The sequence below is a fragment of the Amycolatopsis saalfeldensis genome (assembly GCF_900110575.1).
GTDB classification, from domain to species: domain Bacteria; phylum Actinomycetota; class Actinomycetes; order Mycobacteriales; family Pseudonocardiaceae; genus Amycolatopsis; species Amycolatopsis saalfeldensis.
Genome location: NZ_FOEF01000001.1, coordinates 396,143 through 421,344 on the forward strand (window position 1 = coordinate 396,143; position 25,202 = coordinate 421,344).

27 protein-coding genes are annotated in these 25,202 nt (G+C 70.1%); 6 read left to right on the plus strand and 21 right to left on the minus strand.

The genetic code is table 11. The features are described from left to right. Position 1: 1 nt before the first annotated feature. The gene (locus BMY97_RS01805) at positions 2-628 is read left to right on the plus strand and encodes a LysE family translocator (protein WP_091611468.1); all 627 of its coding nucleotides are present in this window, start codon (positions 2-4) and stop codon (positions 626-628) included. Here BMY97_RS01805 and BMY97_RS01810 read toward each other — a convergent pair. After that, positions 625-1,107 (minus strand): Rossmann-fold NAD(P)-binding domain-containing protein, encoded by a 483-nt coding sequence (locus BMY97_RS01810; RefSeq protein WP_091611471.1) that lies wholly within the window; start codon positions 1,105-1,107, stop codon positions 625-627. The genes BMY97_RS01805 and BMY97_RS01810 overlap by 4 nt on opposite strands. Before the next feature lie 195 nt (positions 1,108-1,302). After that, positions 1,303-2,577 (minus strand): UDP-N-acetylglucosamine 1-carboxyvinyltransferase, encoded by a 1,275-nt coding sequence (gene murA, locus BMY97_RS01820; protein WP_091611474.1) that lies wholly within the window; start codon positions 2,575-2,577, stop codon positions 1,303-1,305. Between the two features lie 61 nt (positions 2,578-2,638). Between murA and BMY97_RS01825 the strand changes: the two genes are divergently transcribed. Then, the gene (locus BMY97_RS01825; protein WP_091611476.1) at positions 2,639-3,205 is read left to right on the plus strand and encodes a cob(I)yrinic acid a,c-diamide adenosyltransferase; all 567 of its coding nucleotides are present in this window, start codon (positions 2,639-2,641) and stop codon (positions 3,203-3,205) included. Between the two features lie 55 nt (positions 3,206-3,260). Here BMY97_RS01825 and BMY97_RS01830 read toward each other — a convergent pair whose 3' ends face one another. The 16 genes from BMY97_RS01830 to BMY97_RS01905 all read right to left on the minus strand — a co-directional run bounded on the left by BMY97_RS01830 (position 3,261) and on the right by BMY97_RS01905 (position 17,627). Beyond that, positions 3,261-3,695, minus strand: a complete 435-nt coding sequence (locus BMY97_RS01830) for a DUF2550 domain-containing protein (protein WP_091611479.1) — start codon at positions 3,693-3,695, stop codon at positions 3,261-3,263. 30 nt (positions 3,696-3,725) lie between these two features. Beyond that, complete coding sequence (locus tag BMY97_RS01835) at positions 3,726-4,091, minus strand: F0F1 ATP synthase subunit epsilon (protein ID WP_091611481.1); 366 nt, start codon at positions 4,089-4,091, stop codon at positions 3,726-3,728. Between the two features lie 115 nt (positions 4,092-4,206). After that, complete coding sequence (gene atpD / locus BMY97_RS01840; RefSeq protein WP_091611484.1) at positions 4,207-5,634, minus strand: F0F1 ATP synthase subunit beta; 1,428 nt, start codon at positions 5,632-5,634, stop codon at positions 4,207-4,209. Further along, positions 5,634-6,569 carry a F0F1 ATP synthase subunit gamma gene (locus BMY97_RS01845; protein ID WP_091611487.1) on the minus strand — a complete coding sequence of 312 codons (936 nt, stop codon included), beginning with the start codon at positions 6,567-6,569 and terminating at the stop codon, positions 5,634-5,636. The genes atpD and BMY97_RS01845 overlap by 1 nt, the downstream gene beginning before the upstream one ends. Before the next feature lie 11 nt (positions 6,570-6,580). Next, positions 6,581-8,221: a F0F1 ATP synthase subunit alpha gene (atpA, locus tag BMY97_RS01850; protein ID WP_091611489.1), complete on the minus strand. Its 1,641-nt coding sequence runs from the start codon at positions 8,219-8,221 to the stop codon at positions 6,581-6,583. A gap of 67 nt (positions 8,222-8,288) precedes the next feature. Continuing rightward, positions 8,289-9,113, minus strand: coding sequence for a F0F1 ATP synthase subunit delta (locus BMY97_RS01855; RefSeq protein ID WP_091611492.1), 825 nt, complete (start codon positions 9,111-9,113; stop codon positions 8,289-8,291). Positions 9,114-9,119: 6 nt separating this feature from the next. Then, positions 9,120-9,668, minus strand: a complete 549-nt coding sequence (locus BMY97_RS01860; RefSeq protein WP_091611495.1) for a F0F1 ATP synthase subunit B — start codon at positions 9,666-9,668, stop codon at positions 9,120-9,122. A gap of 29 nt (positions 9,669-9,697) precedes the next feature. Beyond that, positions 9,698-9,952 (minus strand): ATP synthase subunit c family protein, encoded by a 255-nt coding sequence (locus tag BMY97_RS01865; protein ID WP_091611497.1) that lies wholly within the window; start codon positions 9,950-9,952, stop codon positions 9,698-9,700. 58 nt (positions 9,953-10,010) lie between these two features. Further along, complete coding sequence (gene atpB / locus BMY97_RS01870) at positions 10,011-10,796, minus strand: F0F1 ATP synthase subunit A (protein WP_091611500.1); 786 nt, start codon at positions 10,794-10,796, stop codon at positions 10,011-10,013. A 383-nt stretch (positions 10,797-11,179) separates the two neighbouring features. Then, entirely contained in the window at positions 11,180-11,644 is a 465-nt protein-coding gene (locus BMY97_RS01875) for a Cg1360 family ATP-synthase-associated protein (RefSeq protein ID WP_091611502.1), read from the minus strand. Positions 11,645-11,710: 66 nt separating this feature from the next. Continuing rightward, positions 11,711-12,868 carry a glycosyltransferase family 4 protein gene (locus BMY97_RS01880; RefSeq protein WP_091611505.1) on the minus strand — a complete coding sequence of 386 codons (1,158 nt, stop codon included), beginning with the start codon at positions 12,866-12,868 and terminating at the stop codon, positions 11,711-11,713. Positions 12,869-12,995: 127 nt separating this feature from the next. After that, positions 12,996-13,646, minus strand: coding sequence for an L-threonylcarbamoyladenylate synthase (locus BMY97_RS01885; RefSeq protein WP_091611508.1), 651 nt, complete (start codon positions 13,644-13,646; stop codon positions 12,996-12,998). A gap of 64 nt (positions 13,647-13,710) precedes the next feature. Further along, positions 13,711-15,696, minus strand: coding sequence for a M6 family metalloprotease domain-containing protein (locus BMY97_RS01890; RefSeq protein WP_091611511.1), 1,986 nt, complete (start codon positions 15,694-15,696; stop codon positions 13,711-13,713). A gap of 175 nt (positions 15,697-15,871) precedes the next feature. After that, positions 15,872-16,441 carry a cadmium resistance transporter gene (locus tag BMY97_RS01895; RefSeq protein WP_091611514.1) on the minus strand — a complete coding sequence of 190 codons (570 nt, stop codon included), beginning with the start codon at positions 16,439-16,441 and terminating at the stop codon, positions 15,872-15,874. 47 nt (positions 16,442-16,488) lie between these two features. Then, the gene (prmC, locus tag BMY97_RS01900; protein WP_091611516.1) at positions 16,489-17,355 is read right to left on the minus strand and encodes a peptide chain release factor N(5)-glutamine methyltransferase; all 867 of its coding nucleotides are present in this window, start codon (positions 17,353-17,355) and stop codon (positions 16,489-16,491) included. Between the two features lie 74 nt (positions 17,356-17,429). Beyond that, positions 17,430-17,627, minus strand: coding sequence for a MerR family DNA-binding transcriptional regulator (locus tag BMY97_RS01905; RefSeq protein ID WP_091611519.1), 198 nt, complete (start codon positions 17,625-17,627; stop codon positions 17,430-17,432). Positions 17,628-17,681: 54 nt separating this feature from the next. Between BMY97_RS01905 and BMY97_RS01910 the strand changes: the two genes are divergently transcribed. The 3 genes from BMY97_RS01910 (at position 17,682) to wsfD (ending at position 20,601) form a co-directional block, all read left to right on the plus strand. Then, positions 17,682-18,296, plus strand: coding sequence for an alpha/beta fold hydrolase (locus BMY97_RS01910; protein WP_091611522.1), 615 nt, complete (start codon positions 17,682-17,684; stop codon positions 18,294-18,296). A gap of 2 nt (positions 18,297-18,298) precedes the next feature. Next, entirely contained in the window at positions 18,299-19,087 is a 789-nt protein-coding gene (locus BMY97_RS01915; protein WP_091611526.1) for a TIGR03619 family F420-dependent LLM class oxidoreductase, read from the plus strand. Positions 19,088-19,164: 77 nt separating this feature from the next. Further along, positions 19,165-20,601 (plus strand): glycan biosynthesis hexose transferase WsfD, encoded by a 1,437-nt coding sequence (gene wsfD, locus BMY97_RS01920; protein WP_091611529.1) that lies wholly within the window; start codon positions 19,165-19,167, stop codon positions 20,599-20,601. 5 nt (positions 20,602-20,606) lie between these two features. Here the strand turns inward: wsfD and prfA are convergent, their stop codons facing one another. Then, positions 20,607-21,677, minus strand: a complete 1,071-nt coding sequence (prfA, locus tag BMY97_RS01925; protein WP_091611531.1) for a peptide chain release factor 1 — start codon at positions 21,675-21,677, stop codon at positions 20,607-20,609. Between the two features lie 83 nt (positions 21,678-21,760). After that, positions 21,761-21,985, minus strand: coding sequence for a 50S ribosomal protein L31 (gene rpmE, locus BMY97_RS01930; protein ID WP_091611534.1), 225 nt, complete (start codon positions 21,983-21,985; stop codon positions 21,761-21,763). Between the two features lie 236 nt (positions 21,986-22,221). Between rpmE and BMY97_RS01935 the strand changes: the two genes are divergently transcribed. Beyond that, positions 22,222-22,752: a CHAP domain-containing protein gene (locus BMY97_RS01935; RefSeq protein ID WP_091611536.1), complete on the plus strand. Its 531-nt coding sequence runs from the start codon at positions 22,222-22,224 to the stop codon at positions 22,750-22,752. A 62-nt stretch (positions 22,753-22,814) separates the two neighbouring features. On the opposite strand, the gene rho is transcribed toward BMY97_RS01935, so the two are convergent. Then, positions 22,815-24,866 (minus strand): transcription termination factor Rho, encoded by a 2,052-nt coding sequence (rho, locus tag BMY97_RS01940; protein WP_091611539.1) that lies wholly within the window; start codon positions 24,864-24,866, stop codon positions 22,815-22,817. Positions 24,867-25,202: the final 336 nt, after the last annotated feature.

Genomic DNA, 25,202 nt, shown 5'->3' on the forward strand with positions numbered 1-25,202 from the left:
CATGACGTGGGGTGTGTACGGCGGGTTCCTCGCCATGATGATGCTGCTCGCCGCCGCGCCGGGGCCGGACAGCATGGTGGTGCTGAAAAACGCGCTGTCCGGCGGCGCCCGGGGCGGCGCGTGGGCTTGCTTCGGCATCGCCGTCGCGAACTTCCTGCAGGGCACCGCCGCCGCGCTCGGGCTGGGCGCGGTGATCACCAGTTCGCGGCCGGTGTTCGAGACCGTTAAATGGCTGGGCGTGGCGTATCTCTGCTACCTCGGCTTCCAGGCCCTGCGCGGCGCCTGGCGCGGGAATTACGAAGCGCTGCAAGACGCCCGGCGCCAGCGGCAGACGCCGTTCCGCCGCTGGCGCGAAGGCTTCCTCTCCAACGTGACCAACCCGAAGGTGCTGGTGCTGTACCTCTCGGTGCTGCCGCAGTTCCTCATCCCCGGGGTGACCACGACCGGCGACGCGCTGCTGCTGGCCTACACCGTGGCCGGCGTCGGCGTGGTCTGGCAGGTGCTGCTGCTCCTGCTCGTCCACCGTGTCCGCACCTGGCTGGAGCGCCGCAAGGTGCGCCGCACGCTCGACGGCGTCACCGGCACCGTGCTGATCGGCTTCGGCGCCGCGCTCGCCTTGGAGAGCTAGCGGATCTCCTCGTTCGCGAAAGTGCGGAAATCACGGGCAGGACGGCCGGTCACACGCTCGACGGTGTCGGTCACGCGGTCCTCGGAGCCTTCACGGATGGCGTCGTCCATCGCGGCGTGGCGCGCCGCGTGTTCGGTGTTGTGCGGTTCGGCGTCGGTCAGCGCGCGGACGGCGACGGCGGCGAAGTCGGTGGCGTCCACGAACCCGACGCGCGCGTCACCGGTCGCCGTGACGATCTCGCCGTCGCGCACCGTCCGGGCGACGAGGTGGTCGCCGGTGAAGGTCTGCATGAACCAAGACGGCCGCAGGACCGCCCAGCCCGGCTGCTGCGTGCTGCGACCGGCCCAGCCGAACCAGACCTGGCCGGGCTGCGTCGGCCTGCGGGTGGCGGCCCGGGCCGGGACGCCGCGGTCACGCAGCTGCCGGAGCACCCGGCCGCCGGTGTTCCCGGTCGAGCCGAGCACCAGCACGTCACGCATCCCGGCCCCCGGCGAACGCGGTGAGCAGCTGGTCGGTGGCGACGGCCAGCCCGGCCACCCCGAACTCGACCACGGTCACCTCCGGGTCTGCCGTCTGGTGCACGGTCTTCTCGGTGATCTCGCGGATGTCCAGCAGGTCGGGATAGCCGGGCGAGGCTCCGAACCGGTGGGGTGCGGGCCCGCGAATAGCCCGGTCTACGCGCGGTCCGGTTCCCCGGCCACGCGCTTGATCCGGGCGCCGAGGCGGTTCAGGTTCTCGACGAAGTGCGGGTAGCCGCGGTCGATGTGGAAGACGTCCCAGACCTCGGTGACGCCGTCGGCGCAGAGGCCGGCCAGCACCAGGCCCGCGCCGGCACGGATGTCGGAGGCCCAGACCGGGGCGCTGGACAGTCGCTCGACCCCGCGGACGACGGCGTGGTGGCCGTCCGTGCGCGCGTCACCGGAGAGGCGGATCATCTCCTCGATGAAGCGGAACCGCGCCTCGTAGACGTTTTCCGTGATCATCGAGGTGCCCTCGGACACCGCCGAGAGCGCGACCGCGAACGGCTGCAGGTCGGTGGCGAAGCCGGGATACGGCAGCGTCACCCAGTCGACCGCCTTCGGGCGCTCGGGCTGGACGATGCGGAAACCCTTGTCGTCAAACGTGGTCACGTCCGCGCCGCCCAGGCGGAGCTTGTCCAGCACCAGGTCCAGGTGGTGCGGGTTGACCCCGCGCACGGTCAGGTCGCCGCGCGTCATGGCGGCGGCGAACGCCCAGGTGGCGCCCACGATCCGGTCGCCGATCACCCGGTGCTCGGTCGGCCGGAGCTGCTCGACGCCGCGCACCGTGAGCGTCGACGTGCCGGCGCCCTCGATCTTCGCGCCCATCTCGATCAGCATCTCGCAGATGTTGATGATCTCCGGCTCGCGCGCGGCGTTGTCGATCACCGTGGTGCCCTCGGCCAGCACCGCGGCCATCAGGATGTTCTCGGTCGCGCCGACGCTCGGGAAGTCCAGCCAGATCTGCGCGCCGATCAGCGATTCCGCCTTCGCCACCACACAACCGTGCTCGATGGTGCTCGTGGCGCCCAGCTTGCGGAGGCCGTTCTGGTGCATGTCGAGCGGCCGCGAGCCGATCGCGTCGCCGCCCGGCAGCGCGACGACGGCCTGCTTCAGCCGGCCGACCAGCGGCCCCAGCACGCAGACGGACGCGCGCAGCTTGCCCATCGCCGGCGAATCCGCGCGGTGCGACAGCTCGGCGGGCGTGGTGATGGTCGCCGTGTCGCCCTCGATCACCACCTCGCAGCCCACGCTGCGCAGGACGTCGCCCATCAGCGGGACGTCCAGGATCTGCGGGCAGTTCCGGATGATGGTCGTGCCCTCGGCCAGCAGGGCCGCCGCCATCAGCTTCAGCACGCTGTTCTTGGCTCCGACCACGTCGACCTCGCCGACCAGCCGTGCCCCGCCGTGCACGTCGAAGTGCTCGCTCATGGCCGCCAATCATGCCCTCCGGTCCAGTTTTGCCTTACGCGGGGCCGGTAGAGTCGGGCATATGGTCGTTCGCATCAACCGCGTCTACACGAAGGTCGGCGACAGCGGCAGCACCGCGCTGGGCGACGGCTCCCGCGTGCCCAAGACCTCGCCGCGCCTGGCCGCGTACGCGGAAACCGACGAGGCGAACTCGGTGATCGGCCTGGCCGTCGCCGTCGGCGGCCTCACCGACGAGCTGGGCACCGTGCTGCGGCGCGTGCAGAACGACCTCTTCGACGTCGGCGCCGACCTGTGCCTGCCGATCCAGGAGGACCCGCCGTACCAGCCGCTGCGCATCACCGAGGCGTACCTGGAGCGGCTGGAGGGCTGGTGCGACGAGTTCAACGAGCGGCTGCCGAAGCTCACGTCGTTCATCCTGCCGGGCGGCACGCCCGGCGCCGCCTACCTGCATCAGGCCCGCACCGTCACCCGCCGCGCCGAACGCGCCGCCTGGGCGCTCATCGAGGCCGAGCCGGACACCACGAACCCGATCGCGGCGAAGTACCTGAACCGGCTCTCCGACCTGCTCTTCATCCTCGCCCGGCTGGCCAACCCCGAGGGCGACGTGCTGTGGCAGCCCGGCGGCTGAGCTGCCTCGTGAGTGTTCATGCCGGTTAGAACCGTACGAACACTCACGAGCGATTTCAGGACGCCCGCGGCAGCCTTCGCCCCGGTGGGGCGGACTCGAGCCAGGACAGGAAGCCCGTCAGCGCACCCGGGCCCATCGCGATCTCGATCGCTTCCTGGGTGGGCGATTCACACCGCAGGACGGTCGAGCCCTCGGGCACCGCGTACGCCTCCGTGCCGGACGGGTCACGACGGTCGGCGATCTGCATGCTGGCCCGTTGGAAGACGCGGTCCGGGCCGGTGCGGAGGCTCCACACGCGGTACCAGACGAACTCGTCACCCTCGTAGCGGCCGAGGCCGAGGTGCCAGCTGGAGCGGGCCGCGTCCGGACGCCACCGCAGCGCGACGCTGACGCCGCCACCGCGGCGCATCCGGATCCAGCGCTGGCCGTACCAGGCGACCAGCACGGCGAGCACGACCAGGAGCCCCAGCACCACGATGGCGATCTTCACGGCCCGGCTCCTGCTCGTCGCTCGATCAGATCAAACCGACTGACCGGCCGCGCGCAGCTGGGCCGAGGCCCTCGCCCGCTCTGCCTCGTCGTCGCCGGTGAGGGCCGCCTTCGCGGCGTTCACGTCGATCTCGTCGGAGAGCTCGGCGCTTTCGGCGAGCACGCTCACCCCGGTGCCGGTCACCGACAGGAACCCGCCGTGCACGGCCGCGCAGATCGTCTCGTCGTCGGTGGTGGTCACCTTCACCACGCCGCCCTCGACGAGCTGGCCCAGCACCGGCTCGTGGCCGGGCATGATGCCGATCTCGCCCTCGGTGGTCTGGGCCACCACGAAGGTGGCGGTACCCGACCAGAGCCGGCGCTCCACGGCCACCAGCTCCACGGACATCTCAGCCACGTAGCACTCCCTCGCTCGCCGGTGTCACCACCGAGTGTAATAGGTCAAGCTCCGGTTACGAGAACGGCGGGCGCCGGAGTCCACAATGGACACAGCCCCCGCCGCCCCCGGGAAGTCACTTCTTGGTGATTTCCTTGTACTTCTTCTCGAGGTCTTCGAGGCCACCGATGCCCAGGAACGCCTGCTCCGGGTAGTGGTCGAAGTCGCCCTTGGCGATGCGGTCGAATGACTCGATGGTCTCCGCCAGCGGCACCGTCGAGCCCGGGATCTGCGTGAACGCCTCCGCGACCAGCATGTTCTGGGAGAGGAAACGCTCGATCCGGCGGGCGCGCTGGACGGTGAGCTTGTCCTCTTCCGAGAGCTCGTCCATGCCGAGGATCGCGATGATGTCCTGCAGCTCCTTGTACTTCTGCAGGATCCGGATGACCTCGGAGGCGACCCGGTAGTGGTCCTCGCCGACAATGGCCGGGTCGAGGATCGTCGAGGTCGACGCCAGCGGGTCCACCGCCGGGAAGATGCCCTTCTGGAACACGCCACGCGAGAGCTCCGTGGTGGCGTCCAGGTGGGCGAACGTCGCGGCCGGGGCCGGGTCGGTGTAGTCGTCCGCGGGCACGTAGATCGCCTGCATCGAGGTGATCGAACGGCCCCGGGTCGAGGTGATCCGCTCCTGCAACTGGCCCATCTCGTCCGCCAGCGTCGGCTGGTAGCCCACGGCCGAAGGCATGCGGCCCAGCAGGGTCGAGACCTCGGAACCGGCCTGGGTGAACCGGAAGATGTTGTCGATGAACAGCAGCACGTCCTGGTTCTGGACGTCGCGGAAGTACTCCGCCATGGTCAGCGCGGACAGCGCGACGCGCATACGCGTGCCCGGCGGCTCGTCCATCTGGCCGAACACGAGGGCGGTGTCGTTGATGACGCCGTCCTCGCTCATCTCCAGGAAGAGGTCGTTGCCCTCACGGGTGCGCTCGCCGACGCCGGCGAACACCGAGGTGCCACCGAAGTTCCGGGCGACGCGGGTGATCATCTCCTTGATCAGCACCGTCTTGCCGACACCGGCACCGCCGAACAGGCCGATCTTGCCACCCTGCACGTACGGGGTGAGCAGGTCGACGACCTTCAGGCCGGTCTCCAGCATCTCCGTCTTGCCCTCGAGCTGGTCGAAGGAAGGCGGGTTGCGGTGGATGCCCCAGCGCTCGAGGTCGTCGCCGTAGCCGGGCTCGTCGAGGCACTCGCCGAGCGCGTTGTAGACGTGGCCCTTGACCTTGTCGCCCACCGGCACGGTGATCGGCTTGCCGGTGTCGGTGACCTCGGCGCCGCGGACCAGGCCGTCCTGCGGCTGGAGCGAAATGGTGCGGACGAGGTTGTCACCGAGGTGGCTGGCGACCTCGAGCGTCACGGTCTTGCGCAGCTGCTCGAACTCGATCTCGACCTTGAGCGCGTTGAACTGGTCGGGCACGGAACCGCGCGGGAACTCGACGTCGACGACCGGACCGGTCACCGACACGATGCGCCCCTTGGCGCGCGGGGCTTCAGTACTGGTCATCAGTCATCACTTCCTGCTGCGGTGAGCGCGTTCGCGCCACCGACGATTTCGGAGATCTCCTGGGTGATCTGCGCCTGACGGGCCTGGTTCATCTCCCGCGTCAGGGTGCCCACCAGGTCGTTCGCGTTGTCCGACGCGGCCTTCATCGCGGTGCGCCGGGCCGCCAGCTCCGACGCCGCCGACTCCAGCAGCGCCGAGTAGAGGCGCGTGTTGATGTACTTCGGCAGCAGCGCGGACAGCAGGCGGTCGGCACTCGGCTCGAACTCGTAGCTCGGGAGCAACCCGGGGGCACTTGAGTCTTCTTGGGAGTACTCGACCTCCAGCGGGGCGACCCGCTTGGCGACCGGGCGCTGGGTCAGCATCGAGACGAACTCGGTGTAGACGACGTGGATCTCGTCGACCCCTTCGATGCCGTCCGCGTTGCCGGCGGCGTCGTCGGTGCCGGCGAGGAACGAGCCCACCAGCGTCTCCGCGGCCTGGACCGCGTCGGCGTAACCCGGCTGGTCGGAGAAGCCCGTCCAGCTGTCGCTGACCTCGCGGCCGCGGAACCGGTAGTAGTTCAGCCCCTTGCTGCCGGTCACGTAGACCTCGGGCTGCTTGCCCTCGTCACGCAGGAGCTTGAGCAGTTCCTCGGTCGCCTTCAGCACGTTGGTGTTGTACCCACCGCACTGGCCCTTGTCACTGGTGACGACCAGCACCGCGGCCCGCTTCGGGTTCGGGCGCTCGACCAGCAGCGGGTGGTCGAGGTTGGCCGCCGCACCGGCCAGCGCCGAGAGCACCTTGGTGATCTCTTCGGCGTACGGCCGGGAAGCGGCGACCTTCGCCCGCGCCTTGGTGATGCGCGCGGTGGCGATGAGCTCCATCGCCTTGGTGATCTTGCCGATCGACTTGGTCGCCTTGATGCGCGACCGAAGTTCCCGGAGTTGTGCGGCCATGAGCTACCAGCTCACTTCTTCGGCGCGGGCTTGTTGACCTTCACGGTCTCCTGCCCGACCTGGTCGGCGTCCATGGCCGCGGCGTCCGCCTCGGCCAGGTTCTTGCCCTCGGAGGTGGTGAACTCCTTCTTGAACTCGTTCACCGCGTCGACCAGGCTCTCGCGGGCCTCGGGCGAGAACTTGCCCGTGTCGCGGACCGAGCCGAGGATCTCGCCGTGCTTGCGGCGCGCCGAGTCGAGGAACTCGTGGTTGAACCGGCGGACGTCCTCGGTCGGGACCGAGTCGTAGTGCCCGTTCGTGCCCAGGAACACCGTGGCGACCTGCTCCTCGACCGGGACCGGCGAGTACTGCGGCTGCTTGAGCACCTCGTACAGGCGCGCGCCCCGCTCGAGCTGCGCCTTGGAGGCGTCGTCGAGGTCGGAGGCGAACGCGGCGAAGGACTCCAGCTCGCGGTACTGCGACAGGTCGATCCGGAGCGAGCCCGAAACGTCCTTCATCGCCTTGACCTGCGCGGCACCACCCACGCGGGACACCGAGATGCCCACGTCGATGGCCGGGCGCTGGCCGGCGTTGAACAGGTCCGACTGGAAGAAGCACTGGCCGTCGGTGATCGAGATGACGTTCGTCGGGATGTAGGCCGACACGTCGTTGGCCTTCGTCTCGATGATCGGCAGCCCGGTCAGCGAGCCGGCGCCCAGCTCGTCCGACAGCTTCGCGCACCGCTCGAGCAGGCGGGAGTGCAAGTAGAAGACGTCGCCGGGGAAGGCCTCGCGGCCCGGCGGGCGGCGCAGCAGCAGCGAGATCGCGCGGTAGGCGTCGGCCTGCTTGGTCAGGTCGTCGAACACGATCAGGACGTGCTTGCCCTCGTACATCCAGTGCTGGCCGATGGCCGAGCCGGTGTACGGGGCGATCCACTTGAAGCCGGCGGAGTCCGAGGCCGGGGCGGCGACGATGGTGGTGTACTCCATCGCGCCCGCGTCCTCGAGCGACTTCTTCACCGCGGCGATCGTGGAGCCCTTCTGGCCGACCGCGACGTAGATGCAGCGAACCTGCTTCTTCGCGTCGCCGGTCTCCCAGTTGGCCTTCTGGTTGATGATCGTGTCGACCGCGACCGCCGTCTTGCCGGTCTTGCGGTCGCCGATGATCAGCTGGCGCTGGCCACGGCCGATCGGCGTCATCGCGTCGATCGCGGTGATGCCGGTCTGCAGCGGCTCGGACACCGGCTGGCGCTCGACCACCGAGGCGGCCTTGAGCTCCAGCGGGCGACGGCCCGTGGTCTCGATCTCGCCGAGCCCGTCGATGGCCTGGCCCAGCGGGTCGACGACCCGGCCGAGGTAGCCGTCGCCGACCGGCACGGACAGGACCTGGCCGGTCCGCTTGACCTGCTGGCCTTCTTCGATGGTCTCGAAGTCACCCAGGATCGCGACACCGATCGAACGCGCGTCGAGGTTCAGCGCCACACCGAGGACGCCGCCCGGGAACTCGAGCAGCTCGTTGGCCATGGCCGAGGGCAGGCCCTCGACGTGGGCGATACCGTCACCGGCGTCGACGACGACGCCGACCTCTTCCCTTTCAACGGAAGGGGCGTAACTCGAGACGTAGTTCTCGATCGCGTGGGCGATCTCGTCCGAGGAGATCGTCAGCTCCGCCATTTCGTTCCCGCTCTCGCTTCTGTTCTGTCCAGTGTGCAAAGTCTGTTGGGCCGGCCGGGCACGCCGGTCAAGCCCGGCTCAGCCGGCCGCGCAGGGCGGCGAGCTGTCCGGCCGTGCTGCCGTCGATGACCTCGTCGCCGACGCGGACGACGAGCCCGCCGCCGAGCCGGGGGTCCACCTCGACGTGCAGGGCCATCGGCCGGCCGTACATCCCGTTGAGCTTCGACCCGAGCTGGGTCTGCTGCTCGTCGGTGAGGGCGTTCGCGCTGGTCACGTAGGCGACGGAGCGCTGACGCCGTTCCGCGGCCAGCTTGACCAGCTTGTCGAGCCCGATGCCGACGCCGCGCCCCTTGGCCCGGCGGACGACCTGCTCGACCAGTGTCTCGGTGACCACGTCGACCTTGTCCGCGAACAGCCCGCGGACCAGCGCCCGCTTGGCCTCGGCGGGACCGGCCAGGTCCGACAGCGCGGCTTCCAGCTCCGGGGAGCCGGCGACGACCCGCGCGATCTGGAACAGCTGGGACTCGACGGTGTCGACGTTCCCGGCCTGCTCGGCGGCGGTGAGCAGCGCCGAGCGGCCCACCGACTCGAGCCCGTCGGTCAGCTGACGCGGGCTGGACCAGCGGCTGCCGGCCACGGTGTCGAGGACCTTCAGCGACGGTTCGCTCAGCTTCCCGTCGAACAGCCGGCGGATGAGGCCGCGGCGGGCCTCGGGCTCGACCGAGGCGTCACCGACTGCCCGGCGCAGGCCGATCTCGCGGTCGAGCAGGTCGACGACCGAGAGCAGCTCGTCCCCGACGGTCGCAGCGTCGGCACCCGCGTCGGCCAGCACCTCGCCGAGACGGTTCTCGGCGAGGTCGAGCGCTTCACGGCTCGCAGCATGCAGCGTCATTCTGGTCTACTTCCCCGCTCCGTTAGCGCCGGCGGTTTCCAGCTCCTGCAGGAAACGGTCGACGGTGCCCCGGCGGCGCGCCTCGTCCTCGAGCGACTCGCCGACGATGCGGCTGGCCAGCTCGACCGCGTTGCGGCCCATGTCGGCCCGCAGCTCGGCGATGATCTGCGCCTTCTGGGCCTGCAGCTGGGCGTGCCCCTGGGCGACGATCCGCTGGGACTCGGACTCGGCGTCGGCCCGCAGCTCCGCCTTGATCTGCTCGGCTTCGAGCCGCGCGTCGTCACGGATCTTCGCGGCCTCGGACCGGGCTTCCGCCAGCTGAGCCTTGTACTGCGCCAGCGCTTCCTCGGCCTCGGCCTGGGCCCGCTCGGCCTTCTCGATGCCGCCTTCGATCTTCTGCGCCCGCTCCTCGTACGCGGTCTCGAAACGAGGGACCACGTACTTCTTGAGGATGAACAGCAGGATCAGGAACGCGACGATACCGAGGATGAACTCCGACCAGTCCGGGACGATCGGATTGTCAGCCGCGGCCAACACCATTTCGGTCTTCAGCACAACGTCTCCTTAAGCGAGAAGCAGACGACTCAGGAGGAGGCGATGAAGTAGATGACGATACCGATCAGGGCGAGCACCTCGGTGAGCACGAAGGTCGCGTAACCGATGCCCTGGAGCTTGCTCTGCGCCTCCGGCTGACGGGCGGTGCCGTTGATGACCGCGGCGAAGATCAGGCCCACGCCGATGCCCGGGCCGATCGCGCCAAGGCCGTAGCCGATGGCGGCGAGGCCCTTGTTGATGCTCACGGTCTGGGCGGCGGCCTGGGCCAGAACGATGCTGCTCACGTGCGTTTCCCTTCACTTCGGTCCGCGCACTCACGCGGATCGGGGCTTGTTGTTTTTCTCAGTGCTCCGCGGCGAGCGCGGCGCCGATGTACCCCGCGGACAGCAGGGCGAAGATGTAGGCCTGCAGCACCTGGATGAAGGCCTCCAGGAAGGTCAGCCCGATGGCGAAGATCCAGGCCACCAGGGAGACCGGCTTCAGCGCGATGCTCGAGGTCTCGGTCAGCAGGAAGGTGCCGCCGAGGGTGAACACCGCGAGGATGAGGTGGCCCGCGAACATGGCGGCGAAAACTCGGATGGCGAGCGTCAGCGGGTTGAGGAAGAACTTCTCCGCGAACTCGATCACCGCGAACAGCGGCAGCACCGGGCCGGGCACCCCGGCCGGGGCGAGCTCCTTCTTGAAGTACCCGCCGATGCCGTGCCGCTTGATCCCCACGTAGTGGTAGACCGGGTACACCACGAGCACCGACAGCGCGACCGGGAAACCGAACCGCGCCATGGTCGGGAACTGCAGGAACGGGATGATGCCGTACAGGTTGTTCATCAGGATGAAGGTGAACAACGCGAAAATCATCGGAACGAAGCGCTTGAAGTCCCGTGAGCCGATCTGCTCACGCGCGATGTTGTTCCGGCTGAAGTCATAGATGAACTCGGCGACGAACTGCCCCTTGGTGGGCACGACCTTGAGCTTGCGGGTCGCCAGCAGGAAGTACGTCGCAATGATGATCACCGAGAGCACGACCAGCAGCATCGGCTTGGTGACAAAGCCGAACACCGGCGGCAACTCGAAGCTTTCCGCACCCGGGGGTGTAAAGGTCGCACCCTCGGTCAGTACCAGCGCGCCCACTGGGCTCCTCCCGGTTCTCCCGGCCGGCGTTCACTCCGCCGGGGGAATCGTCACGATCTGGACTTAACGTACCCGACACGCGTCGGGACGCCGGAGGCGGCTTACCCACAGTGCGCCGAACTCGGCTTGCACACGGGGATGTCTCGCGTAAACACTGCCCTGCGGTCTACTTCGGACCTGCAGCGGAAGGCGGAAACCATCGGTCGCCACACTGCTGATCGCGGTTCGTCGTCGGGAGTGTGCGGCCGAGGCCGCCACCCATGACGCGGACCATACCAGCAGGTCAATCAGTGCCGTACAGACGTACTCCTAACCAGCCGAACGGTCGAGGACCTAAGTCCCGGACGGCCCGGGACCGCCGTCCCGAACCGGTCACCTCCCCGTCAGGAGCCGGTCACTTTGCTTTCGGTGACGACGATCGCGGGCAGGTTCGTGCGGCGGAAGGCGACGAACTCCACGGCGGCCGCGACCAGGATGGCCACGATCATGGTGATGCCCAGCGACATCGGGTGCAGCACGGTCACGCCCTTGAGCAGGGTGAGCGCGCCGAACAGGACGATGACCTTGATGACGTACCCGCCGAGTGCGATGACCATCACGAACATCGGGTCCTGGCCGGCGCTGAACCGCATCATGCCGAGGGTGGACAGCGAGGCGAGCAGCGCCAGCACGCCGCCGACCAGCGAGCCGAGGAACCCGTGCAGTCCGTTGAGGACGCTGAACAACACGATGCAGGCCAGCACGACGGGCGGGGTCACCAGCAGCGACGCCCGGGTCATCGCCTGTGCGGCCTTGCGCACCGGTGCGGCGTGCGGGTTCTCCTGCGCGGTGGTCTCGGTGTCGCTCACAACTGGCTCCCTGCTCGGTTCGACCCGCCAGTATAGAGGTGGTCCCGGGCCGGGCCCGGGCCGGTGCTACACGCTCGGGCGGTGGCGCGCGCGCAGCCGCGGGATGATCGAGACCAGCACGGCCACCGCGAGCGCCAGCCCGATCACCCAGAACTTCACCGGGCCGTCGAACAGCGTCACCGAAACCGCGCCGAACGCCAGGATCCCGGCCCACAGGTAGATGAGCAGCACCGCGCGGCGCTGCGAGTGGCCGATCTCCAGCAGGCGGTGGTGCAGGTGCATCTTGTCCGCCGCGAACGGGCTCTCGCCGCGGCGGGTGCGGCGGATGACCGCCATGATCAGGTCCAGCAAGGGCACGAAGAGCACCGCGACCACCACGACGAGTGGCGAAAGCAGGGCCAGCGCGTCCGAAGCGCTGAAGCGCGTGTAGCTCACCCGGCCGCTGGCGGACGTCGTCGCGCCGGCGAGCATCAGCCCGATCATCATCGAGCCCGAATCGCCCATGAAGATCTTGGCGGGCTGGAAATTGTAGGGCAGAAAGCCCAGACAGGCCCCGGCGAGCGTGGCCGCGATCAGCGCCGGCGGGTACGAGCCGACGTCGCCGCCCGCGCTGTCGAGCAGGCCCAGGGAGAACGCGCAGGTGGCCGACGCGGCGATGAAGCCGAGGCCGCCTGCCAGCCCGTCGAGGCCGTCCACGAAGTTCATCGCGTTGACCATCACCACGACCATCAGCACGGTCAGCAGCGCGCCCTGGTTCTTGTCCAGCACCAGCACGGAGCCGAACGAATCGCCCTGACCGCCCCACGGCACCCAGAACGACACCCACTGCACGCCGAAGATGACCAGGATCCCGGCGCACATCACCTGTCCGGCGAGCTTCGTCCACGCGTCCAGCTCGAACCGGTCGTCGAGCGCCCCGATGAGCGAGAGGACGCCGGCCGCGAGCAGCACGCCGACCGCGTCGAGCGAGGCGTCGAAACCGTGGCTGAGCGCGGGCAGCTGGTGCGCGAGCCCCATCGCCGCGGCGACCCCGAGGTAGATCCCGACCCCGCCCATGCGCGGGATCGGCGTCACGTGGACGTCGCGGGCGCGCGGGTTGGCGATCGCGCCGATGCGGATCGCGACGCGGCGGACCACGCCGGTGAGCAGGAACGTCACAGCCGTCGCGGTGAGCGCGACGAGGAGGTACTCCCGGATCGGGAGAAGTCCTTGCACAGGGGACATGACAGCGTCACGCCTGCCGGGGGGTCCGAGTCACCGCGTCACGCTACCGCGACCGTGAGACAGCGTTGTAAACGACTGTCACCGGTTCGCGGCGGCGGGGCGGTGAGACCATTGTGGACTTCTCCGCTCAGGCCAGCGACTCGACGGCGATGCCCATCACCTCGGCGATCGCGGCCCGGGTGACCGCGCCCTCGCGCAGCACCACGGGCGCGTCGCCGGTGAGGTCGACGATCGAGGACGCGACCGGCTCGCCGCTCGAGCCGCCGTCGAGGTACACCGCGACGGAATCGCCGAGCTGGTCCTGGGCCTCGGCGGCGGTGGCCGCGGGCGGGCGGCCGGAGACGTTCGCGCTCGACACGGCCATCGGGCCGACGTCGCGCAGCAGCTCCAGCGCGACCGGGTGCAGCGGCATGCGCAGCATCACGGTGCCGCGCGACTGCCCGAGGTTCCACTGGAGACTCGGCGCGTGCGGCAGCACGATGGACAGGTCGCCGGGCCAGAACGCCTCGATCAGCGCCCGCGCCTGCGGCGGCACCCCGAGCACCAGACCGTCCACAGTGGACCATGACCCGACGAGCACGCCGACCGGCATGTCCGGGCCGCGGTTCTTGGCCCGCAGCAGCGCCTGCACGGCGCCCTCGTCGAAGGCGTCCGCCCCGATCCCGTAAACGGTGTCGGTGGGCAGGACGACCAGCCGGCTGGACCGCACGGAGGCGGCCGCGGCGGCCAGCCCTTCGGCCCGGGACTCGCGCTTGCTGCAGTCGTACACCGTGCTCATGCCGCGAAGCCTAGCCCTCGTCCCCGGCGCCTGATCCGGTGGTCAGGTGCCGGGGACGGGCGGCTCAGAAGCCGATCGCGGTGCAGGCGGTGGTGGCCGTGCGCGACGGGTCGGCGACCGAAGTCGCGGTGAGCTCGACGCGCGCGGTGTAGGCCGCGCCCGGTGCCCGTTTCGCGTAGGCCCGCACCGGGGCCGCCTTGCCGAACTTCGCCGTCGCCAGCTCGTTGGGCAGGCGGACCTCCCAGCCCTTCGCGTCGGTGCTGACGCTCAGCCGGTAGGTGTCGGAGTCGTACGGGGCCTTCGCGCCGCGCGCCGAACCCGTGTTGAGCAGGCGGAAGTCGCACGTCGCCAGTCCGCCGTCGGTGAACGCGGGCAGGGCGGGCAGCAGCGCCGCACCGCGCGCCTGCGGTCCCGCGCCGTCGAGCGAGGCGACCGTGACGGTGTAGGACAGGATCCCGCTGCCGTCCCGCTTGACGCCGGTGACGAGGAAGTGCAGCCGGTTCGCCTCGTCGGTGTACTCGTACGCGCCGGACGCGCCGGTGCCCGCCTTGAACGCGGCGTCGTTGAGCTGCCGGTAGTCACCGACGGTGGCCTTCACCGGCGTGCCGTCCGGCTTCACGTAGTCGGTGAGGCCGATGTCCTGCGGGTTGGCGTCGACGATCCATTCGAACGGCGCGGCGTCGCGGTTCTTCGTCTTGGCCAGCAGCACGCCGGAGTCGGGCGCGAACGAGTCCGAGCCCATCCGGTCGACGACCTCGACGGTGTAGTTGTCGTAACCGCCGCCGTCGCAGAGTGGATCGGTGGCGCCGTCGCACTTCGGTGATTTGTCCCCGCCGGGCATCGCGATGGTGATGCCGGTGTACGCGCCGGGTTCCGGCGCCGCCTCGCGCGCGGTCACCCGTGCCGTGACGGGCCCGGTCTCGGCCAGCTGGTCCCGGTCGAGCTGCAGCACCTGGGCGGGGTCGACGATGCCGAGCTTGAGCTTGTTGCGCAGCATGTGGTGCGCGCCCATGGAACCGCCCTCGGTGGCCGGGATCTGCCAGCGCGTGTGCGGTCCGCCGGGACCGTTGAAGCTGCCGCGCGAAAGCATTTCCCACGGGCCGGTGTAACTGCGCTGGGGCGGGTCGCCGAACGGGTTGTTGTAGTTGTCGCCGATGCCGAGGATGTGGCTGAACTCGTGCGCGTAGACCGCCTGGCCGGAGCTCTCGGCCTGGGTGGACGAGCCGTTCTGCGCGTTCGGCCAGATGCTCGCGGCCGAAGCCCACGAGGTCCACGGCACGTAACGGGTGTCCGCCCAGTTGGGCAGGGTCTCGTCGCCGGGCGGGCCGAACTCGTCCGGCACGGACTCCTTCGCGCCGAACTTCATCTCGCCGAACTCCTGCCAGGTCGAGCTTTCGTCCTGGCCCGCGGAGAGGAAGAAGACGAAGTCGAACTGGTCGGCCACGGGGCCGACGTCGGCGCGCCACGCGGCCGCGGCGTCCGTGCGGAGGTTCCGGGTGCAGTTCGAGCCCTTCGGGCAGGCGCCGGACTGGAATTCCATGCCGTACTCGAAGGACTTGCCGGGCATCCGGTACGGGCCGAACGCGGTCAGGTCGACGCCGAGGCGGCCGCCGGAGTCCTCCATCCAGTACTCGTTGATGGTGTGGCCGTGGTTGAGCGCCTCGGGCTTGTTGAGGAAGTCCTGGTAGTACTTCGCGACGCCTTCGCGCGGGAGGTCGTGAGCACTCGGGCCGGGGTTGCCGAACACGGTCGAGTGCGGTGCTTTGGTGACGACGAAGTCCTGGTCGGGGTAGTCGGTGAGGACCACGGCGCCCTTGAACGTGCGCTGGGTCGGCTTCAGCGCCGGGTCGGCCCAGTTCGTGCCGGGGATCCGGCGGTAGTCGTCCCAGGTCATGGCCGCCTGGTCGGTCCAGCGCGCGGCGTCGATGGGGGCGGGCCAGCCGCGGGTGAGCGGGTCGGCGGCCGCGGTGCCGGCGGCCAGGCCGGGCAGCAGAAGCGCGGCGATCACCACGGCGAAGACGGTTCTGGTGCGTCGGTAGGAGGGTCTCATCCACGCTCCTTCACGAACTTCCGGCCGCCTCGGGGAGGGCAGCTCGAAGATCGACCGTAGGGCCGTTAGTTAGGGCGGCGAACGAAATCCACCCCCATGCCTCACGACGAAAGTCGGGCACCGGGACCGGAAGGCGCCAAAACCACCGAAGGCCGCCGGCGGGGCGTTCCCGGCACTACCCCTCGATCAGGATGAGCAGGCCGAGGCCGATCAGGACGACCGGCAGCAGGATGTGCCCCCACCGCGACAAGGCCTTCGCGACGGCCGCCCGGGTGGCGAAGAACCGGCCGGCCGCGAGCCAACCGGCGAGCAGGAGTAGGAACACGGCCACGTACGCGGTCATGCCGCCGACGCCCGCGGTGGCGAAGACCGGCACGTAGACGCCGATGTTGTCGCCGCCGTTGGCCAACGTGACCGCGGCGACCTCGAGGATGCGCGGACCGCGGACCGCGTTCTCCGCACCCGGTTCACGGCGCCAGGCCTCCACCGCGGCCTTGATCCCGAGCGCGAGCGGCAGCAGCCCGAGGTACGGGATCACCCCCGCAGGCAGGAACGTCGCGCCGAACCCCGCGGCCACGCTGACGGCGAGGATCACCAGGAAACCGAGGTACTGACCGAGGGCGATGGCTCGCGTCGCCCCGCGGCGCCCGGCGCCCTGGGCGAAGAACAGCGCCAGTACCACGATGTCGTCGAGGTTGGTGACCACGAACAGGCCCACTGCTTGGCCGAGGACGCCGAAGCTCACTGCCGCCCCGCTTTCGGCCGGGTCGCCGGCCGTCTCGAGCTCGCGGCTCAGCCGAGGCGGCGGGCCGTCACGAAACGGGCGCGGCCGGTGTAGTCGTTGTGGTCCTCGACGCCGGTCAGCACGCGGCGGGCGCGGACCAGGGCCGGGGCGGCCGAGCCGTGGGTGTCGTCGTGCTCGATGGCCAGGCCGCCGCCCGGGCGGAGCAGCCGGGCGCCGGCGGCGACGGCGTGGCGGATGATCGCCAGGCCGCTCTCCTCCGCGAACACCGCGCGCGCCGGGTCGTGCTCGGCGACCTCCGGCGGCACGTAGGTGCCCTCGGGCACGTACGGCGGGTTGCACAGCACCAGGTCGACGAGCCCGTCCAGCTCGGCGAACATGGTCGGGTCGGTGATGTCGCCGGAGTACAGGCGGATCGGGGTGTTGCCGGCGTCGGAGTGGACGTCCGCGTTGTGGCGGGCCCACGCGAGGGCCTGCGCGTCCACGTCGACCGCGTACACGACCGCGTCCGGCCGCTCGTGGGCCAGCGCCAGCGCCAGCGCGGCCGAGCCCGTGCACAGGTCGACCACGACCGGGTACTCGCGCCCCTGCAGGAATTTCAGCCCCCACTCCAGCAGCAGCTCGGTCTCCGGCCGCGGGACGAACACCCCCGCGCCGACGTTCACCGTCACGTTGCCCAGCGCCGCCCAGCCGGTGAGGTACTGCAGCGGGATGCGCTTGGCCCGCTGCGCGACCAGCTGGCCGATCGCCTCGATCACCGGCGGGTCGACCAGCGGCACCATCGGCAGCCTGCCCCGGTCGACGCCGAGGACGTGCGCGGCGATGAGGTCCGCGTCCGACCGCGGGGACTCCACACCGGCCTCGGTGAGAATCCGGGTCGCCTCCATGATGGCCAGGCGCAGCGGCTGCCGATTCACTGGTCGTCCTTCACGTCGTCAAGCCTGACACAGCAGGGGGAATTCCCAGGGTATCGACACCGCGCCCAGCACGGTCACGCCTGGCCGAGATACCTCGCGAGCGAGCCTCGCCGCCGGCGCATCGCGTCGATCCGCTCGTCCATCGCGGCCAGTTCGCCGTACACGCGGTAGCCGTTGCTGGTGCGCTCGGACGGCAACAACCCCTGCTCGCCGTAGTAACGCAGCAGCCGCGGGCTCACTCCGGTCCGCCTCGACAGCTCACCGATCAGCATCCGACCCCCCCAGACTTGACCTTCACACCGGTGTCAGTTCTTAACGTCGCGGGCATGAGCAAACATTTCGCGCACGTGGTCCGCGGTTCCGGTCCCGGCCTGCTGCTGGCCCACGGCGGCGAGGGCAACTTCGACGAGGTGGCCGACGAGCTCGTGGCCACGGCCGTGGCCGCCGGGGTCGAGCGGTTCGCGATCCTCGGCTACTCGCTGGGTACGGCGGTCGCGGTGCGCGCGGCGACCCGGCACCCGTCGCGGGTCACCGGGCTGGTCCTGACGTCCGGCTTCGCCCGGATGGACAACCGCATGCGCCTGGCCGTGGACGTCTGGAAGTCCCTGCTCGACGGCGACCGCGAGCTGCTGGCCCGCTACCTGGTGCTCGCCGCCACCGGCGCCGAGCACCTGGCCGCGTTCGTGCCGCCGGGCACCCCCGAGCAGGTCGCGCTGGTCGAGTCGGTGGACACCCGGGCCGAGCTGGCCGGGATCACCGTGCCCACGCTGGTGATCGCGACGACCCTCGACGGCCTCGCCTCCCCCGCGCTGTCGCACGAGCCGGCGGACGGCATCCCCGGCGCGCGGCTGGCCGAGATCGAGGCGGGGCACAACATCGGCGCCGAAGCCCGTGACGAGTGGCTCGCGGCCATCGTCCCGTTCCTGGCGGCGGTGGCGTGAGCATGGACCTGCAGGTGGTGTTGCCCGATGAGGCCCCGGACCTCGACCCCGGGCAGTTCGCCGGGCTCGCCCGGAGCGCCGAAGAGCTGGGTTACGAGTCGGTGTGGCTGCCCGACCACGTGCTGCCGCCCGGGCCGTTCGGCGAGGTGTACGGCGGGGTGTACGAGCCGCTGGTGACACTCGCGTACATCGCCGCGGCCACCGAACGGATCGGGCTGGGGACGTCGGTGCTGATCCTGCCGTTGCGGGAGCCGTACGTGCTGGCCAAGCAGGTCGCGACGCTCTCGCGGCTGTCGGGCGGGCGGCTGGTCCTCGGCGTCGGCGTCGGCTGGAACGCCGAAGAGTTCGCCGAGGTCGGGGTGGATTTCTCCGGTCGCGGCCGGCGCACGGACGAGACGCTGGAGCTGCTGGAGCGCCTGTTCACCACGGGCCGCGGCCCGTCGGGCGGCCACTTCGAGCCCCGTCCCGCCGCACACGTGCCGATCCTGGTCGGCGGCAACTCCACCGTGGCGCTGAGGCGAGCCGCCCGCGCCGGAGACGCGTGGCTCAGCGCGGGTCTGGACCCAACGGCCTTCGCCGAGCGCGCCCGGACGCTGGCCGTACTCGCCGAAGATCGCCCAGTGAAGCCCATGGCCCGGATGGAGTGGTCCGGCGATCGAGCGGATCTCGACCGTGCCGTCGCGGATTACCACGCGTACGAGGCCGCGGGCGCCGCCGCGGTGGCCGTGCATTTCGGGCCGGACGGCGGGTACGAGGAGCGGATGCGCGTCTTCGCGGAGGCTGTCCGCTGACCGGACGCCGGTCCGCCTGGAGGGACCCAACCCCAGGTCACGGGTGATCGCCCACCGTCATCTCCTAGACTCGGCCGGTGCGATCCAAGGAACTGCGCTTCGGCCTGACGGTCTTCGCCGCCTCGTTGGCGCTGCTGCTGATGCGGTTCCTGGTCCCGCGGCCGATCGGCATGGCGGACAACGGCGACGGCTGGCGGCTGCTCTGCGGCCTCGGCGGCAAGCAGCTCGACCGGCCCTCCGAGGGCTGGGTGCGCTTCAGCTACGGCCAGGGCGTGCCCTGCACCAGTGACTACGTCTCCAGCCAGAGCTGGCTCGACTGGCTGGCGAACAAGGCCGGCACCCTGCTCGGCTCCACCGGCATCCTGAACCTGCTGGTGCTGGGCGTGATCACCTGTGTGCTGGTCGCCGCCGCGATCACGGCCACGGTGCTCGGGCTGGACCTGACCGGCCGTTACCGCTGGATCGCCACCGCACTGCTGCTGCTCGTGATGGGCGACTCCGCGTTCTTCGGCTACTTCGCGTCCACGCTCAGCGAGGGCGCGGGGTTCCTCGGCATCCTGCTGATCGCCGGCGGGCTGTTTCTCCTGCACCGCAAGCACTTACGGTACGCGGGCGCGATCGTCACCGTCCTCGGTGGACTGATCGGGATCAACGCGAAGTCGCAGACGCTGTTGCTCATCCCGCTTTTCGTCATCGCGGTGCTGATGGCGCGACCGGCCGGCACCCGGGGCAAGGCCCGCTGGGTCCTGCCGCTGGCCGTGCTCGCGATCGTCGGCGTGGGCACGCTCGGCATGCAATCGCAGGGCGACCCGGCCAACGCGGAATACCGCGAGGCCAACATGTACAACGCCGTCTTCGACTCCATTGTGGACGGCAAGCACGACACGAACGCCGATCTGGCCGCGCTTGGGCTGCCGCCGTCGTTCGCGCGGTACATCGGCACCGGCTGGTGGAGCCCGGGCGCGGCCTGGCACGACCCGCTGTACCCGCGGTACCGCGACCAGATCAGCCGCCGCAACATCGCGCGCTACTACGCGACGCACCCCGTGCGCGTGGCCCAGATCCTGCAACAGGGCGGGGTGAACACGCTCACCGCGCGCCCGGACAACCTCGGCAGCTTCGGCGAGCTGTCCGGCGAGCCGAGGCTGTCGAAGGAATACCGCGTGCCGGTGTTCTCCGGCCTGGCCGCGCTGGCCGCCCCGGCCGGCCTGTTCGTGCTGATCCCGATCTGGCTACTCGCCGGCTGGGCCGGCGTCCGCGCCTTCCGCCGCCGCGAAAACGGGCGCGAGTACGGGATCGTGTTGTTCCTGCTGCTGTTCTTCTCGGTCGGCCAGCTCGGGCTGTCCGCGCTCGGCGAGGGCGTGGAAGGCGTGAAACACCAGCTGCTCACGCTCTTCCCGACCGTGCTGGCCGTGGTCTTCGCCGGGATCAGCCTGTTCCCGCGCCCCGCGAAACCCGAGCCGCCGGTCATCGACGACGAGCCGATGACGGAGACGCTGGAAGCGGTCCGCTAACCGGCTCAGCCGGACTGCGAAGCCAGCCGTTCCTCGCGGTCGGCGGTGGCCAGGGCGTCGAGCACGCCGTCGAGGTCACCGTCGAGGACCTGGTCGAGGTTGTAGGCCTTGTAGTTCACGCGGTGGTCGGAGATGCGGTTCTCCGGGAAGTTGTACGTGCGCACGCGCTCCGAGCGGTCGACCGTGCGGACCTGCGAACGCCGGGCGTCGGACGCCTTCGCGGCGGCCTCCTCCTCGGCGATGGCCTGCAGCCGCGCCTGGAGCACCTGCAGCGCGCGGGCGCGGTTCTGGATCTGCGACTTCTCGTTCTGGCAGGACACCACGATCCCGGTCGGCAGGTGCGTGATCCGCACGGCCGAGTCGGTGGTGTTCACGCTCTGGCCGCCGGGGCCGGACGAGCGGAAGACGTCGATGCGCAGTTCGTTCGGGTCGATCTCGACCTCGACCTCCTCGGGCTCCGGGTAGATCAGCACCCCGGCGGCGGAGGTGTGGATGCGGCCCTGCGACTCGGTCGCCGGCACGCGCTGCACGCGGTGCACGCCGCCCTCGAACTTCAGCCGCGACCAGACGCCGTCGACGTCGGCCGACTTGCTCTTGATCGACAGCGTGACGTCCTTGTAGCCGCCCAGATCGGAGTCGGTGGAGTCGAGCACCTCGGCCTTCCAGCCGTGCCGCTCGGCGTAGCGCAGGTACATCCGCAGCAGGTCGCCGGCGAACAGCGCGGACTCCTCGCCGCCCTCGCCGGATTTGATCTCCATCACCACGTCGGAGCCGTCGTACGGGTCGCGCGGCAGGAGCAGCTCGGTGAGCCGGGACTCGAGGTCCGGGATCTTCGCGGCCAGCTCGGCGGCTTCTTCGGCGAAGGTCGAGTCTTCGGCCGCGAGCTCACGGGCGGCGGACAGGTCGTCGCGCGTCTCGTCGAGTTCACGCACCGCGCGGACGACCGGCCCCAGCTCGGCGTACCGGCGGCCCAGTTTGCGGGCCCGGGCCTGGTCGGTGTGCACGGCCGGATCCGCCAGCTGCTCCTCGAGCCGGGCGTGCTCTTCGAGCAAGCCCTTGAGCGACGTCGAATCCACGTGTGCCTCTTTCCCGGCCTCGAAAGATCAAAGGACAAAAAACGGCGCCCACCCGAGCGTGCGGGTGGGCGCCGTTGGTGAAGCTACTTGGCGTCGGTCTTCTGCCGCTTGCCGTAGCGCTTCTCGAACCGCGCGACCCGGCCACCGGTGTCCATGATCTTCTGCTTGCCGGTGTAGAACGGGTGGCAGTTCGAACAGATCTCGACGTGGATCTCGCCCGAGTCCTTGGTGCTGCGGGTGGTGAAGCTGTTCCCGCAGTTGCAAGTGACCTGGGTGGTCACGTATTCGGGGTGAATACCGCTCTTCATGGTGTCCTCTCTCGTTGGCCCCGGGTCCCCGGAGGTGGGGTGAACCGGTGCCGGACTTCAGCGGGTCATTCTGCCAGACGGGCTGACAGCTGCTTCAACACACCCCGGTGACCTGGTATTCCACGTCGCCGCAGCCAGCGGTTGAGCCCTCAAGCAGTATCCGTTTGTACGAATCTTGTACCTGTTGGCGCGATGCTCGCCGAGTTCGTGAATCACCCACAGGTAGGAGGCTCAGCATGCGCACAACCGACCTGCTCTCCCGGGTGGCGAAACCCGTGGCCGTGGCCGCGCTGGTCGCCGCCGCGGTGCTCGTCGCCCCCGCCGCGAACGCGAGCACCGGGATCACCGCCGCCGACGTCCATCCCGCCGCCGCCACCTTCACCGAGCTGCCCTCGGGCACGGTGAGCGTCGACAGCGCCGGCGACGGCACCCCAGCCGGCGCCGTCGCCTGGTACAAGGCACACCTGGGCAGCACCGGCTGGCAGGGCTACTGCGAGAAGGCCGCCGAGAACGCCTACGGCACCACCGGCGTCTGGGCCTCGGCGAACGCGCACTGGAACGGCGCGAGCCCGAAGCACACCAGCGGCACCCCGCCGCTCGGTTCGTTCGTGTACTGGAACATCAGCGCGTACGGCCATGTCGGCATCGCCGACGGCAGCGGCGGCTTCTACGCCAGCAGCGTCAACGGCGCGATCGGCCACGGCAGCTCGACCAGCTACTTCTCCAACTACCGCGGCTGGACCCCGGCCGCCGTCCCGCACCAGTAGCACCGACGAAAACGCCCCCGCCCGGTGTGCGCCGGGCGGGGGCGTTTCGGTGTGCCGACGGGTCAGTCGTCGTCGTTCGAGCCGAGGGCCGTCTTCGAGACCTGCATGAGGAACTCGATGTTGGTCTTCGTCTTGCGCAGGCGCGAGATCAGCAGGTCGATGGCCTGCTGCGAGTCCAGCGCGTGCAGCACCCGCTGCAGCTTGTGCGTGACCGCCAGCTCGTCCGGCGAGAGCAGCAGCTCTTCCTTACGGGTGCTGGACGGGTTGATGTCCACGGCCGGGAACACGCGCCGCTCGGCGATCTTGCGGTCGAGCTTGAGCTCGGCGTTGCCGGTGCCCTTGAACTCCTCGAAGATCACCGTGTCCATCGTCGACCCGGTCTCCACCATGGCGGTGGCGAACACGGTCAGCGAGCCGCCGTTCTCGATGTTGCGCGCCGCGCCGAGGAACCGCTTCGGCGGGTAGAGCGCGGTCGAGTCGACACCACCGGACAGGATCCGGCCGGACGCCGGGGCCGCCAGGTTGTACGCGCGGCCCAGGCGGGTGATCGAGTCGAGCAGCACGACGACGTCGTGGCCCATCTCGACCAGGCGCTTGGCCCGTTCGATGGACAGCTCCGCGACCGAGGTGTGATCGGCCGGCGGGCGGTCGAAGGTGGAGGCGATGACCTCGCCCTTCACCGACCGCTGCATGTCGGTGACCTCTTCGGGACGTTCGTCCACGAGCACGACCATCAGGTGGCACTCGGGGTTGTTCGTCGCGATCGCGTTGGCGATGTCCTGCATGATCGTGGTCTTACCGGCCTTGGGCGGCGACACGATCAGCGCCCGCTGCCCCTTGCCCACCGGCATGATCAGGTCGATCACGCGGGTGGTGAGCTTGTGCGACTCGGTCTCGAGGCGCAGCCGCTCGTTCGGGTACAGCGGGGTCAGCTTGGTGAACTCGGGACGGCGCTTGGACTCGTCCGGGTCCAGCCCGTTGATCGAGTCGACGCGCACCAGCGGGTTGAACTTCTGCCGCTGCTGCTCGCCGTCGCGCGGCTGGCGCACGACGCCGGTGATGGCGTCACCACGGCGCAGGCCGTACTTGCGGACCAGCGAGAGCGAGACGTACACGTCGTTCGGCCCGGCGAGGTAGCCCGAGGTGCGGACGAACGCGTAGTTGTCCAGCACGTCCAGGATGCCCGCGACGGGCAGCAGGACGTCGTCTTCGCGGATCTCGGTGTCCGGCGAGCCGCTTTCGCGCTGGCCGCCACCGGTGCCGCGACGGCGGCGGTCGCGGAAGCGACGGCCGCGACGGCCGCCTTCCTCGTCGTCGTCCCCGCCCTGCTGGCGGTTGTCCTGCTGGCCGCGGTTGCCGCTGTCCTGCTGGTTGTTGCGCTGCTGCCGGTTGTCCTGGCCGCCCCGGTTGTCCCGGTTGCCGCCCTGCCGGTCGCCTCGGTCACCGCGGTCGCGCTGGTTGCCGTTTTCCCGGTCGCCGCGCTGGTTGCCGCCATCGCGCTCGGCACGGTCGCCGCGCTGCTGGTTGCCGCCGTCACGGTCGCCCCGGTCACCACGCTGGCCGCCGTCACGCTGGCCCTCGGGCGAACCCGCGGCGCGGTTCGAGCCGCGGCGGCGACGGCCTCGGCCGCCCTCCTCCTGCTGCTGACCGTCGCCGTCCTGGCGCTCCTGCTGCGCGGGGCGCTGCTCGGCCGGGGCGGAGTTCTGCGGCGCCTCGGCCACCGGGGCCGAGCCGTTGCTCTCGGCCTTGGGCGCCTCGGCCGGGGCCTCCTCGCGCTTCTTCGCGGCGCGAGCCGGCTCCTCGGTCTTGACGGCCTTCGGGGCCTTGACGGCCTCGGGAGCGTCGCCGACGCCTTCGAGCGGGAGCGTCTCCGCCGTACCGGCGGCGCGCTTCTTGGTCTTGCCCTGACGCTCGCGGATGGCCGCGATCAGGTCACCCTTGCGCATCCCGGTGGTCTCGCCCACACCCAGTTCGCCCGCCAGCTGGCGGAGCTCGGCGATGACCATTCCGGACAGGCCCCCGGTGCGGCGCTTCGGAGCGGCCGCGGCCCCATTGCTCTCAGCGGCCGCGGCGGGGGTTTCCACGTCGCCGCTCAACAGATCGGTGTTGCTCACACATGTCCTTCCTGACCGATCCACGCCTCCAGGTGGATCAGCGGACTGCCGCCGATCGCGTCTGATCGCGAAACGGCATTTGCTTCCGATGCGGACGAGTCGCGCCTAACCGTGCGAGACACAGCGAGAGCGCCGCCAGCACAGGGGTGTTTGCCTCCCCCAAACGGAGGAAACGGAATTCGGCACCGCCGAAACCGGAAACCCGCCTGCGTCCTCCGCTTTCCCGCAGCTCATGCGGTACGGATTGGCGGATCGACGAAGGATGCGATCCGGAGACTCCCGAGGAGCGGACAGGACCGGCACCGGATGCGGAAACGCACGGTGATCGAACGCCCC

Coding starts and splice junctions, on each gene's coding strand:
- BMY97_RS01915 (WP_091611526.1), top strand. CDS start 18,299: ATGGACCTGCAGGTGGTGTTGCCCGATGAGGCCCCGGACCTCGACCCC.
- BMY97_RS01885 (WP_091611508.1), bottom strand. CDS start 13,646: ATGAGCACGGTGTACGACTGCAGCAAGCGCGAGTCCCGGGCCGAAGGG.
- BMY97_RS01845 (WP_091611487.1), bottom strand. CDS start 6,569: ATGGCCGCACAACTCCGGGAACTTCGGTCGCGCATCAAGGCGACCAAG.
- BMY97_RS01825 (WP_091611476.1), top strand. CDS start 2,639: ATGGTCGTTCGCATCAACCGCGTCTACACGAAGGTCGGCGACAGCGGC.
- BMY97_RS01880 (WP_091611505.1), bottom strand. CDS start 12,868: ATGTCCCCTGTGCAAGGACTTCTCCCGATCCGGGAGTACCTCCTCGTC.
- BMY97_RS01810 (WP_091611471.1), bottom strand. CDS start 1,107: ATGCGTGACGTGCTGGTGCTCGGCTCGACCGGGAACACCGGCGGCCGG.
- BMY97_RS01910 (WP_091611522.1), top strand. CDS start 17,682: ATGAGCAAACATTTCGCGCACGTGGTCCGCGGTTCCGGTCCCGGCCTG.
- BMY97_RS01855 (WP_091611492.1), bottom strand. CDS start 9,113: ATGACGCTGCATGCTGCGAGCCGTGAAGCGCTCGACCTCGCCGAGAAC.
- atpA (WP_091611489.1), bottom strand. CDS start 8,221: ATGGCGGAGCTGACGATCTCCTCGGACGAGATCGCCCACGCGATCGAG.
- rpmE (WP_091611534.1), bottom strand. CDS start 21,985: ATGAAGAGCGGTATTCACCCCGAATACGTGACCACCCAGGTCACTTGC.
- BMY97_RS01905 (WP_091611519.1), bottom strand. CDS start 17,627: ATGCTGATCGGTGAGCTGTCGAGGCGGACCGGAGTGAGCCCGCGGCTG.
- BMY97_RS01935 (WP_091611536.1), top strand. CDS start 22,222: ATGCGCACAACCGACCTGCTCTCCCGGGTGGCGAAACCCGTGGCCGTG.
- murA (WP_091611474.1), bottom strand. CDS start 2,577: ATGAGCGAGCACTTCGACGTGCACGGCGGGGCACGGCTGGTCGGCGAG.
- BMY97_RS01805 (WP_091611468.1), top strand. CDS start 2: ATGACGTGGGGTGTGTACGGCGGGTTCCTCGCCATGATGATGCTGCTC.
- BMY97_RS01890 (WP_091611511.1), bottom strand. CDS start 15,696: ATGAGACCCTCCTACCGACGCACCAGAACCGTCTTCGCCGTGGTGATC.
- atpD (WP_091611484.1), bottom strand. CDS start 5,634: ATGACCAGTACTGAAGCCCCGCGCGCCAAGGGGCGCATCGTGTCGGTG.